The organism is Methanomicrobium sp., assembly GCF_055145805.1.
In genome coordinates this window covers 1-12,150 of the sequence record NZ_JBSREC010000035.1, presented here as the reverse complement: position 1 = coordinate 12,150, position 12,150 = coordinate 1, and the positions used below count along the sequence as shown (strand labels likewise).

The 12,150-nt window shown below is 40.2% G+C and carries 12 protein-coding genes and 1 pseudogene; 4 read left to right on the top strand and 9 right to left on the bottom strand.

Annotation, left to right across the window (positions count from 1 at the left end):
• Positions 1–2 precede the first annotated feature (2 nt).
• Together sppA and ACTB1O_RS02520 are read right to left on the bottom strand one after the other, a co-directional pair.
• Positions 3–833 carry a signal peptide peptidase SppA gene (sppA, locus tag ACTB1O_RS02525; protein WP_462993562.1) on the bottom strand — a complete coding sequence of 277 codons (831 nt, stop codon included), beginning with the start codon at positions 831–833 and terminating at the stop codon, positions 3–5.
• A gap of 6 nt (positions 834–839) precedes the next feature.
• Positions 840–1,517, bottom strand: coding sequence for a dihydrofolate reductase family protein (locus ACTB1O_RS02520; RefSeq protein ID WP_462993561.1), 678 nt, complete (start codon positions 1,515–1,517; stop codon positions 840–842).
• A 195-nt stretch (positions 1,518–1,712) separates the two neighbouring features.
• Between ACTB1O_RS02520 and ACTB1O_RS02515 the strand changes: the two genes are divergently transcribed.
• Entirely contained in the window at positions 1,713–2,354 is a 642-nt protein-coding gene (locus tag ACTB1O_RS02515) for a CDP-alcohol phosphatidyltransferase family protein (protein ID WP_462993560.1), read from the top strand.
• Here the strand turns inward: ACTB1O_RS02515 and artA are convergent.
• Complete coding sequence (artA, locus tag ACTB1O_RS02510) at positions 2,329–3,141, bottom strand: archaeosortase A (protein ID WP_462993559.1); 813 nt, start codon at positions 3,139–3,141, stop codon at positions 2,329–2,331. The two genes, ACTB1O_RS02515 and artA, sit on opposite strands and share 26 nt — an antisense overlap.
• A gap of 130 nt (positions 3,142–3,271) precedes the next feature.
• Between artA and ACTB1O_RS02505 the strand changes: the two genes are divergently transcribed.
• Entirely contained in the window at positions 3,272–3,586 is a 315-nt protein-coding gene (locus tag ACTB1O_RS02505) for a transcription factor S (RefSeq protein ID WP_462993558.1), read from the top strand.
• Between the two features lie 160 nt (positions 3,587–3,746).
• Here the strand turns inward: ACTB1O_RS02505 and ACTB1O_RS02500 are convergent, their stop codons facing one another.
• Complete coding sequence (locus tag ACTB1O_RS02500; protein WP_462993557.1) at positions 3,747–5,807, bottom strand: acetate--CoA ligase family protein; 2,061 nt, start codon at positions 5,805–5,807, stop codon at positions 3,747–3,749.
• 287 nt (positions 5,808–6,094) lie between these two features.
• Between ACTB1O_RS02500 and ACTB1O_RS02495 the strand changes: the two genes are divergently transcribed.
• Complete coding sequence (locus ACTB1O_RS02495) at positions 6,095–6,661, top strand: TATA-box-binding protein (RefSeq protein WP_462993556.1); 567 nt, start codon at positions 6,095–6,097, stop codon at positions 6,659–6,661.
• 128 nt (positions 6,662–6,789) lie between these two features.
• The gene (locus ACTB1O_RS02490; protein WP_462993555.1) at positions 6,790–7,167 is read left to right on the top strand and encodes a helix-turn-helix domain-containing protein; all 378 of its coding nucleotides are present in this window, start codon (positions 6,790–6,792) and stop codon (positions 7,165–7,167) included.
• On the opposite strand, the gene rpiA is transcribed toward ACTB1O_RS02490, so the two are convergent.
• From rpiA to gltX, 5 genes and pseudogenes are all read right to left on the bottom strand, one after another.
• Positions 7,162–7,848, bottom strand: a complete 687-nt coding sequence (gene rpiA / locus ACTB1O_RS02485) for a ribose-5-phosphate isomerase RpiA (RefSeq protein ID WP_462993554.1) — start codon at positions 7,846–7,848, stop codon at positions 7,162–7,164. The genes ACTB1O_RS02490 and rpiA overlap by 6 nt on opposite strands.
• A gap of 130 nt (positions 7,849–7,978) precedes the next feature.
• Complete coding sequence (locus ACTB1O_RS02480) at positions 7,979–8,713, bottom strand: SIMPL domain-containing protein (protein ID WP_462993553.1); 735 nt, start codon at positions 8,711–8,713, stop codon at positions 7,979–7,981.
• Between the two features lie 101 nt (positions 8,714–8,814).
• A complete protein-coding gene (locus tag ACTB1O_RS02475; RefSeq protein ID WP_462993552.1) occupies positions 8,815–9,768 on the bottom strand; it encodes an EF-Tu/IF-2/RF-3 family GTPase in 954 nt (317 codons plus the stop codon).
• A gap of 83 nt (positions 9,769–9,851) precedes the next feature.
• Positions 9,852–11,531, bottom strand: a complete 1,680-nt coding sequence (locus ACTB1O_RS02470) for a histidine kinase N-terminal 7TM domain-containing protein (RefSeq protein WP_462993551.1) — start codon at positions 11,529–11,531, stop codon at positions 9,852–9,854.
• A gap of 82 nt (positions 11,532–11,613) precedes the next feature.
• Positions 11,614–12,150: pseudogene (gene gltX, locus ACTB1O_RS02465) on the bottom strand (glutamate--tRNA ligase); the annotation flags it as partial.

Below are 12,150 nucleotides of genomic sequence, written 5' to 3'. Positions count from 1 at the left end.
GTTTAATAAGAGATATTTAATATTAATTCGTCGTCTGCTTCCAAAGCAGACTCTGAATTATACTTTTTAGTGTATTCAATTGCATCATAAAGATTCCCCATCTCATCAACAATACCAAGTTTAAGTGCATCCTCTCCGCGTATGAGCTGTGCATCTTCAATATCAGACCTTTTTATATTTCTCTGGGAGATTACATCATTTATGAAAAGTTCAAAGCTGTCATTGACCATCTTCTGAACATACTCAAGTTCTTCACTGCTAAGTGACCGGAATGATGACCCGAGATCTTTTAATTCACCGGATTTTACAACGGCTACAGATACTCCCTCATTATCAAGTGACACACTCCTGTCATAGAAGGTCCAGATTGTCCCGACACTCCCTGTCATAGTATCTGGATTTGCAAATATCCAGTCTGAATGTGAACTTATGTGATAAGCGGCTGAGGTCGCCATATCACCCATTGAGACAACAACAGGTTTCTTCGTCTTTGCGTATTCAAGATCCCCTATAACCTCCTGTGCCGCAGCAGGAGAGCCCCCGGGGCTGTTTACCCTGAGAACTATACCTTCAGTTAAGGGATCGTCAGCCGCATCTCTCAGCTGACCGCCGATATACTCACTTCCGGCATATCCTCCGCTTGAAACATCACCTGTAACAAGAGTCCCCTCAATACGGATGACTCTCACCCCGCCATCCTGCGCATAGGGAAAAAGGGAAATTATTGCAAAAATTGCAATCATCACCACAATCCCTGCAAAAAACCATTTTATTGCATTTTTACGCAGTTTACTTCGATCTATCTTTTCTATCTGATAGTCAAGCCAGGACATATCTGTTCACCACATAACATCATATTCGGTTACGAGGTTTGTCCCGCACATATAATGGTCTTTTAACGTCAGGCGAAACATCTCCTCTTCAGAATCTATGTGCATTCCCCCGACGAGTGAAGGCGTATCCTCCCCCCCGACGATGAAAGGAAGATGGATGAGACGGACTTCATCAACAAGCCTGTCCTGAAGCATGTAATAATTCAGGGTAGGCCCCCCTTCAACCATCAGTTTTCTGATGCCATACCGGACAAATAATATATCCATTAAATATGGCAACTCGATTTTGTCCTCTCCGCAAACTACAACATCTGCGCCTTTTTTCTTTATAGCCTCAATTCTGTCTGCAGGTGCCTTTTTGCTGACTGCAATTATAGTCTTTGAATCACTGCCCAAAACATTGGAATCAAGCGGGATATCCCCTCTGCTGTTTGGGATAATCCTCACAGGATTCTCACCCTCCACATAACGGACTGTTAAAAACGAGTTATCAATCTTAATTGTATTTGAACCCACCATTATTGCGTCATATTCAGCCCTTGTTTTGTGAAGAAGCAGATCAGTTTCATGATCCATATATTTCATCAGTATTTTACTGGAGGCACCTTTTTTTAATGTCAGTTTACCATCAGTGGTAATCTCCGACATTATCATAACATGAGGTCTTCTCTTCTCTTCTGCCATGACAATCTTTCTTAAAGTTTTATTGTCCTGTATCAGTAAAGAAGTTAGCCCTATAAAAATCAGTAAAAATTAAGAACTCCGGCATATTTCACATATCAGAAGTCATGAAAGAATTATCCTGTCACAAAAATCAGAAAAAAACAGTTCAAATCAAATAAGTGAAACCTTTAAGCAGGTGATTCCAAATAATATAACATGAATATTACTGCTTTAAGACCTAAATTTATCGGATGCCTTGAGCCCGTTGCAGATATATTCATCAAATTAAGGTTTACTCCCAATATGATCTCGGTTATGTCCTTAATAGCCGGACTTATTACTGCATATCTCTTCTTCAGACAGCTTTTTGCAGCAGGAGCAATATTTCTTCTAATATCTGCCTTACTGGACCTTGTTGACGGGACAGTTGCACGGAAAACAGGAACCGAAAGCAAATTTGGTGCCGTATTTGACTGGATAGTAGACAAATATGTCGACAGCATTGTCCTTTTGGGAATAGGTCTTTCAGGGGTTGCAATTCTAAGCCCCTACATTATACTGACAGGAGTAAACGGCTACGTTGTTGACTTTGCAATAGTTGCCCTTGCAATAATCGGCTCTCTTATGAACACTTTTATAAAACCGGTCACATATGCGGAAGTGGGTTTTGAAAAGAGGGAAGACGGAAAGATAGATGACCCCTTAGAAAGAGTAGGTTTTTTTGGAAGACCTGAGACAATAATATTTCTGGTCCTTGGCGGCCTTACAGGTTTCATTGCACCGGCAATCATAATAATTGCCGTCTGCACCAATCTATCAGCACTACAGAGGATTATTTACCTTTATATGCACCTTTGATCTTTTCCATATACAATTTTATCAGACCATCTGCAAAACTGCCAAGTTCAGGAATAACAGCAAACAATGCAAGTGCAAGAACTACCAGAAATACAAGTGCCCCCATCTCTGCCATAACATTATGCGCCCAGAAGAAACTCTCAAAACCGTATTCCCCGTTGGATGCTATCTCCGGCAGATACTGAAACCACTGACCTGTGTATGCCGCAACAACGAAAACATTTCTTAAAAGATTTAAAATGTATATCACAGGTGCAATCAGAAGGAAGGCCAGTAATTTTTGCTTATAAGTTGTCGGGATACAGTATGCCAGACCAAGCATTATAGCAATACTCTGAATGCCTGTGCAGGCAAGAATAATTTCAACACGGAATCCGTTGTATTCAAGCATATTCCACCCAATCTGGTTGAAAGGAAATCCAAGGAATGTCCCGATAGCATAAACCTGATCAGTAACAACTGATATTAAAAAATCCCCGGCCTGCGGAATGTATGCAAACGGGAAATAGATCAAAAATGCAATTGCAGCACCACGACTCAGATATATGACATATTTGTTTTCCTTCAGAATCTCAGGCACAGTAACTGCAAGAAACGGTATCCCGAGTATTGCGAGAAAAGGATAGAGAAAATTGTTCTCCTCACATATATAATAGGATAAATCAGATAAAAGCGCCAGAACTATCAGTATCCAGCCCGCAGCTGCAAAATAAGTCTTTTTACTGCCGGGTATTAACAAAAATCCAATAAACGCAAGAGCCGACAAAAAAACCAAAACAGCTTCCATTGGTTATAAACTTGGTTTTAAGTTTTTAAAAACGCTTACGCAATATCAGAAGAAGACAACAAGGAAGACAACAAATTTTCAGATGATAGAATCCATAAGGATTAATCAAATAGAGACCTATGTATAACCAATGATGTTCTGTCCAAATTGCAAAAGTATGCTGAAATCATCAGGTGGAAAACTTAAATGCCCGAGATGCGATTTTGAAAAAGACGTCTCAGACAAGTCGCAGCTTAAAAAAACAAAAAAGATGGTTGACAGGGATATAATTATCGTTGACGATGAAAACCTTGTATCAACTCTTCCCACAACAACAGTAAAATGTCCGGAATGTGGCAACAAAACAGCCGAATGGTGGATGCGCCAGCTCCGTTCCGCTGATGAAAGTGAAGTCCGCTTCTTCCGCTGCACAAAGTGTAAGAACACATGGCGTGAATACGACTAAAAAATACTTTTTTTCAACCATCATTCTTTCATTTAAAGATTGTTTTTGGCATTTATCCGGGTCACTAACGGTTTAGATCTCAAAAATGCTGATATTCAAAATTAATGGCAATGAATACCAAAAACAGTAAAAAACCCGGGGCAAAAAAATAGTGAGATAATCAGAAGAGCCCCTGGCCCTTGACACGGTATTTGCTCTGAAGAGTTCTTCCAACCACACGGAATGCTGTTTCAAGCTCTTCAAACGGAGGCACCTTGTTCTCTCTTAAAATTTCACGACCACCATTCATCTCTGCACCGCCCAGTAAGACCGACACAATCCTCTTATCCGTAGACTCGGAGAGCATCATAATCTGCTTTGCGAAACGCTCTGAAGTCAGAACAAGGTTTGGGAAACCAATTATCATACATATATCCCAGAGGTCGTCATGTTTGGTGAGAACACTGAAAGTCTTTGCAAATCTGGCACCGTCTGCGTCTCCAAGGAGATCAACAGGATTTCCGCGATTCCAGAACGGAGGCAGGAATTCATCCATCTCATCGATTACACTCTGCGGCAGATCAACAATCTCAATACCATAGCGTTCTGCATAATCGGTTGAGAGAACTGCAAAACCGCCCGCATTTGTAACGACAACAGCACGCTTGCCCTTTGGGTAGTGCTTGTTATGTGAGAGGAATTCTGCTGCCAGGAATGCATCCTCCAGATTTGTGACACTTAAGACACCTGCCTCCCTGAATGCCTCCATGTAAACCTCATAGCTTCCTGCAAGGGAACCTGTGTGTGATGCGGCGGCGGCACGGCCACGCTCGGAAGAACCTGACTTTATTGCAACAACAGGCTTTGTCTTTGCAATTCTTGAGACAACATCGAGGAAACCTTTGCCATTGTTGATCTCCTCAATGTACATGATAATCGCCTCTGTATTAGGATCAGCCTCAGCCCAGTGGAGATAATCAAAGAAATTAAGATCTGCCTGGTTGCCAACCGAAACAACAGCCGAAAAACCGACATTGTGTGTTAAACTCCAGTCAACAACCGCGTTTACAATGGCACCGCTCTGGGAGAGGAATGCAATGTTTCCGGGGGCAGGTGATCTCTGGACATATGTTGTGTCATATCCCTTGTGCGGAGAGATGATACCAAGACAGTTAGGCCCGACAATCCTGGTGCCATACTTCTTTGCGATGGCAACAGTATCCTCCTCAAGCTTTTTGCCCTCTTCATTCATCTCCCTAAAGCCGGCTGTAATTATAACCGCAATTTTTACACCTTTTTTGCCGCACTCCTCCATAACTCCGGGGACAAGTGCCGAGGGAACTGTAATGACTGCCATATCAACATCCCCTTCAATATCAAGAACGCTGGGACGTGTTTTAAAGCACATAATTACATCCCTCTTTGGATTTACAGGATATAATTTTCCGGGGAATGTCGAGAGCTTGTGCATAACAGCATATCCCATCTTTCCGGGAGTTTCTGATGCGCCGATTACAGCAATTGATTTTGGATCAAATATACTGACATCAACCTCTTCCGCCCCTTTTAAATCAGCTTTGTGCTCATCACTGAAGATAAAAGCAGTATCAACAGCACATGCGCCGGACTCATAGAGTCTTAGCGGGTTTATGTCAAACTCCTTTAAGTCCTCATTCTCCTCAAAGGCACGGCAGACATTCATAATAGTCTTTACAAGAGTCTCCTCATCCTTTGGAGCAGAACCCCTGTAACCTGCAATCAGCTTATAGGAGTTGATCTCTTTTACCATCTGCCGCACTTCATCCTCTGAAATAGGCAGAATTCTGAGGGATACATCCTTTACAAATTCGACAAGTGTACCGCCAATACCAAAGGTTATTGTCTTTCCAAAAGCAGAGTCGGTGTTTCCTCCGATAATCAGCTCAACACCGGGCTTTGCCATCTCTTCAACAATAACACCCTCAATTTCCGCATCAGGGTTGCAGGACTTTACACTGGAGAGAATCTGCTCATAAGCCTCTCCTGCCTCAACTTTGTCCTTTACACCAACGATTACACCGCCGGCATCACTTTTGTGAAGAATCTGGGGAGATACAATCTTCATTACAACAGGAAATCCGATCTCTTCAGAAGCAGCTGATGCCTCTTTTGGAGATTTTACTATTCTGTATTCAGGAACCGGGACACCATACTTTTTCAGGAAATCGTAGCCTTCGGCCTCGCTTAACATCCATTTTGACATATTTTACCTCATTTTAGAGAATTCATTCTGTTTTTTACTCAAAAGCCGCCGTTTTTATCCTTATTTTCTTAACAGGCATATCTTCGGCAAATAACGAAATTTCATTCGTCCAATTGTTCTTACATTCTATTGAACTAATTTATAGATATAATTTTGTAATTTTTAATCATTAAGAATCACACTTTTCAAAAACTGTGAAAAAGACCTGACCCGTTTTTATATATATATATTAATAATGAATTGGTGTCACCCAACTGTTTATATAGCATATAAATCACTTTATAAATATGAAGGTCAATCCTGAAGAGTCCTTAAAGATAGAGAACATAGTTGCATCAGCAAAAATTGCAGAAACGCTTGATCTGCAGATGATAAACGAAAAGATTAAAGATGCTGAATATAACAAAAAAAGATTTCCAGGTGTTGTATTAAGAATGCAGGACCCGAAGATTGCGGCACTAGTCTTTGGATCAGGCAAGGTTGTTCTTACCGGAGCAAAAAGTGTTGACAGCCTGACAAAAGGTCTTGAAATTCTTGGAACCAGACTAAGGGAACTCAAAATTGAGATTTATGATAAACTTGAATATAAGATCCAGAATATTGTCACATCCGCAGATTTAGGAACTCCTATTAACTTAAATAAGATTGCAGTCGGTTTTAACCTTGATAAAATAGAATATGAACCTGAACAATTCCCGGGACTTGTCTACCGTCTTGAAGACCCAAAAGTGGTTGTACTCCTGTTTGGATCAGGAAAACTGATAATTACAGGTGGGAAAGTGACAGGAGATGCAAAGAGAGCAGTAATAAAGATTATGTCAGACCTTTCCAATCTCGGATTGATTCAGCAATAATAAAAATAAAATTTCCATTTTCTCAAATATATTACAAAACAATTATTTTTAGATCAAATACAAATAAATAGATAAATATCTATTTATATCTTACAGACAGAATATTAAGAGTAATTTCTGGTGAGACCATGAGACTAGAAAAAGTGCTTACTTTTACAGAGACAGAAGAAGAATTAGCAACTCTTCTCACCGATGTTGGCCTGAAACGAAATGTATCAAAAGTTTTAGTATATCTTGCAAACACAAACGAAGCAACATCAAGGGACATTGAACGCGGAACAGATCTCCGCCAGCCTGAAGTGAGCATTGCGATGCGGACTCTCAGTGAGAAAGAATGGATAGAAAACCGCGAGAGCAAGGCAGAAAGCAAAGGCAGGCCGGTTAAAATCTACTGTCTCTCAAAACCTATGGAAGAGATTATTAACAAAATCGAATCCGAAAAGAAAGAAGAGATAGAAAAACAGCTTAAACTTATACAGAAAGTACGTGAAATCGCATCATTATAAGATTTCAATACCACTTTCATTACCGACAATTACAACTATTTTTTCCTTAAATTCCGCAAAAATCCCACACGAGATAACACCAGGAATATTGTTTATTCTCATTTCAAGGCTTTTTGGATCGTCTATTTCACCAAAATCACAGTCAACTTCAATGCATCCGTTGTCCGTTATTACGGGACCATCCTTTTTTACACCCTCACGAACAACCGGAACGCCCCCCATATCCTTTATTTTCTCACAGAAAAGAGTCAGTGCAAAAGGTATCACTTCGACAGGAACAACAACAGAAAGTTTCTTTGTAAGTTTGCCTGCGTCAACCACAACCACAAATGTCTCTGCCGCCTCTGCAACACATCTCTCCCTTGTCTGTGCAGCGCCCCTCCCTTTTATCAGGTTAAAGTCAGGGTCAACCTCATCTGCACCGTCAATTGCAATATCAATAAAAGGGCAGTCATCAAGCGTGGTTATGGGAATTCCAAGGTTTCTGGCACGTATTGCAGTCTGAAGAGACGTAGGAACGCCTTTTATTACGAGCCCGTCATTTTTTATTCTTTCAGAAAGACGTTCCATTGAGTGAAATACAGTGGAACCTGTCCCAAGGCCTACAACCATTCCGCTCTTAACGAGATCTGCGGCATAATAACCCGCATTTTTCTTATGATTCACTATATCGCCTGACATATACTAAAACCAGCCTTTCTATTAGTCACATTTAATAGCAAAATAAACTTTTCAAGTATCCTTCGCCAAAAAACAGCGACTTTAAAAAAGACACTAAAAAAGACGGGGAGTGTCAAACCCCTGAAACATATTATCTGATTATATAATCGATTGAAACACTTGCAGTAACATCCACAGTGTCAGCCTGAATCGGCGTAGGTGCCATGGCTCCCGCAGAATCCATTGCCATACTCTTGTAACTGCTCTCGGCATATGTGTACGGAGTATAGCTTGCACCCACATTCACACTCTGGACACCTGTAATCGAAACACCAAGTGCCGAGGAGACGGAATCAGCATCGAGGCGTGCCTGAGTAACTGCCTTTGCAAGAGCAGCAGACCTGAGACTCTGACTCTTTTCATCTGACAGCTTAAATGAAATATAATTTACATTGTTAGCACCGTTTGCAATTGCAGTGTCGATGATTTGACCCGCCATTTCAGTCTGTTTTGTCTCGACTAAAAGCGTGTTTGTAACACGGTATACTTTTTTGTCCTTTCCAAAAGGAGAATCAGAACTTGTTGTATAGGAGTACATACTGTATCCTGTGGTCTTTAACTCATCATCTGTAAACCCGAGAGCTTTTAACGCAGCAATACAGTCATTCATCTTCTTTGCGTTCTCCTGCTGGGCTACAAGCGCATCAGGGTTCTCAGTCTGGACTGCAAGTGACACCTCTACAAGATCAGGGTCTGTCGTTACCTTACCTGTTCCCGAGACATGGATCAGTTTCTCTTCATCAGCCGCGGATGCACAGCCGACAAATGCCGCCATTGTGATAAGCATCACAACTGCAATCATAAAAATTCCGGATTTTGTTTCCATATGCAGTAAATGGATGTTTATTATATTAACCCTTGCCTTGACTTCGAAAATAATCGAAGTCTATTATATGACTAATTTTAAAAATAAAGAATTTAAAGAGTTCAGTTTAAAGTAACAGTGCCTACGACACGCAGTTTTCCGGCATCAAGATGAAAGAGAACCGCATTATCGCCGGGCAGATAGACCATCTCTTTTTCAAGAGATATGATAATATCAGGATTTTTTAAATCCCCCGATACAGACTCTACTTTTCCTGACACAAACTGCATCCAGTGTCCGAGATGTATTACCATCCCAACTGTCACAGGAGTCTGCCAGTATTTTACGATCTTTAATTTGCCTGAAAAATTATCACTTATTTTTACAGACGGGGAATTTGTGAGAACATAGCCGCGGTCAAGCTCCTCTGACGTTATATTCTTAAGAGCAAGTCCGACTCTGTCACCTTCTGTTGCATCGTTGCAGTCTGTATCATGCCTCTGAATAGAACGAACCTGTGCAGTCTTGTCAGTCGGAAGAACCTTCAGCGCATCATGACTCCTAATCGTTCCGGACTCAACACCTCCGAGGACTACTGTTCCGATTCCCTTTACATTGAAATGATGATCAACTGATACAACACCGGGTGTGTCTTTTTCTTCACGCGGTTTTTCTGCCGCATCAATAAGGAGCCTCTCCCTTAGCATATTTGGATCATCTTCCATGAAAACATAATTTTCAAGGACTGTATCCTTAATTAAAGGCGCAATCTGTGATTTATCAAGATAATTTTGAAGTATAATATATCCGGATTTAACACCTGCACAGTCAAGCATAACGATGGTCTCGCCAAACTCAGGAGTTATCGCATTAACAACAATAACAGCCAAATCCGCCATGGAAGCAGAATAAAAAAGAGGAGGAAGACGCTCGGGATATCTCAGCGGTTCAATCATAGTAACCGTGTCCTCACCTTTCTTCAGATTGTAAAAGGCTATATCAGAGACTGTTCCTTTCTTCCCGACATCCTTTGCATAATCAGGGACCCCCAGCATTGCGACATTAAGATTTGGCATGGTGTCTTATATTTAGGTCTTTATTATAATGAGATTTTTCATTGTGAAATTACATAACTACCTGATTTCATTTCAGAATGAAATCAGTCATCCTCAGAATAAATAGTTAATTTATAGTGCTTTAGAAGAAACTGCCTGATTTTTTCAGACTCCAGACATCTCATATCCAGTTTTTTTACTATCTCATCTATCTTTTTGGATTCATCCATAATAATTTCTGATTCTTCCCAGTCGTTTATAGAGCAGATGCCCACAATCACTGCAAGTGGATTTCTTATATGATCATTTAATGTTGAAAGCTGCTCGATATTTCTCTCAATCTGCATAAGACTCTGTCTTTCAAGATCACGGGCCTCTTTTTCGACAGTAATATCCTTAACAAGAGAGAGTACCACCTCTTCATTGTCAAGGTATATACTCCGCGAATTTAAAAATACAGGAATTACGTAATTATCCTTCCTGACAAAACTTGTTTCAAACTTTAAAGATCCCGAATCTTTCAATTTATGGTACCTTCTTTCATCATACTCACAGACAATTGCCGACTGTATCTCATCGCCACTCATACCATACAGTTCATCTCCGGAAAAACCGAGCATCTTTAAAGCAACATCATTTGCATCAATTATCTTTCCAAGTACTCCCTTATCGGCAAAATTGTGAAGAATTATCCCGTCACTTATATTATTATATAGATTTTTGTACCTCTCCTTGCTGAGATATATCTCTTTTTCTGCCAGTTTCTGCTCAGTAATATCCCTTATAATCAGAAGACTGCCGGCATTTTTATCATCCGGAAAAAGAGGAGAGATGACAATATTATAGTAGAACAGTCCGTCATCATTTCTGACTTCAAGAGTGCTTACATCCCCTGCACTGGCTAAATCTCCAAAAAAATCATCAATCCCCGGAAAAATGTCAGATATCTTCTTTCCTGTGATATCATCCAAAAACCCTGCATATTTTTTTGCCGCAGGGTTTGCATCAACGATTAAATTGTTTTTGTCAAGTACAAAAACACCGTCTGTCATAACCTCAACAATTGTATCTTTTGCAATCGGCATTATCTCAAAATTTGGATATCTGAAGATCCCGATATAGAAGATAATTCCGGTCAAAAGGAAAAAAAACGGAGTTATATCAAACATAAGATTGGGAACTATCCCTGTTATATAAACAAAATTACCGATCCAGGGAATTAAAACCCCGAATAAAACCATTGCTATCCGGGTACGATAATAAGCAGGGGATTCGTAATATACCTTTAACAGGAACAAAGTACCGCAGATGAGAAGTAAATAACTGTAAACTGTATGAACAATATACCACGGACCGTACTTTCCGATAAGGTTTAACTCTCCATTTGTTCCTGCCACATAACCTGTTGAATAAAAAAGAGAGTGGTATTCATTTGTAAAAAGCAAAAGAAGTGTTATTACAGGTATTATAAAAAGCAGATATTTTTTTCCGCCTTTTAGGTATTTCTCTCTTCCGGTGTACTCCAGAACAAACCAGACCCAGAATACAGGCACTAAAACAATCCCGATAAACGCAATTTTTGTTGAGATAAGCATTGTTGCAGTCTCTGCAAACGAAAACTCAAATGCATAAGCAAATGACCAGAATGCAATGCTGATCATAAAAGCGGAAAAAGGCCTGGAACCCGCCACATCAGGTTTTGTTAATGCCATAAGGGCTAAAAATACGGAAAATGCAGCAATAGCTACAAGTATTACAAAATAAAGTGTGGATTCCGGCCCCATCAACCAATTCCCCAAAAATCTTTTATTTGTTACTTGAAATTAGGGATTAAAATAGATTTTGGTTTAATAAATAAAGTCTGATTTAACGATGTGCAAAATATGCTGTAATATTTCCGTTCTTAACTGAGTCAATCCTTGCAAAACCGGTCCTTTCAAACTGAACAACATTATTTTCTTCAGATAAAACTCCCTCTTCACAGAGCCCCTCCACTCTTCCTTCAGGAGACAGAAGAGTGCATCTCAGGTTTGAGTCCACAGGAACCCACTGAATAATAGGTGCTTTTTTATTTCTTGCATCCTCAAGTGAATCTCCGGCATACTTCAGGGATATTTCATCGCCGTCTCTTACAACTTCGGCATTGAAGAGATCCTTAAATCTCACCATGGAACAGCCGGAGAGATCATCCCTGGATACTGCAAGCGATCCCTTAAATTCAAGCATACGGTATCCCTTTGACTCGTCGTTCGGATTCAAAAGAGCCTTTGCCGTAATTTCAGGTGCATTCTCAACCGTTAATTTCACAGGATTTCCAACAAAGAAATAGCGGTTTGAAACAGGGTCAATAATAGCCTTGTTCTCTGCAAAAAGATTCTCCCATGAGAACTTAATATCAGTCTG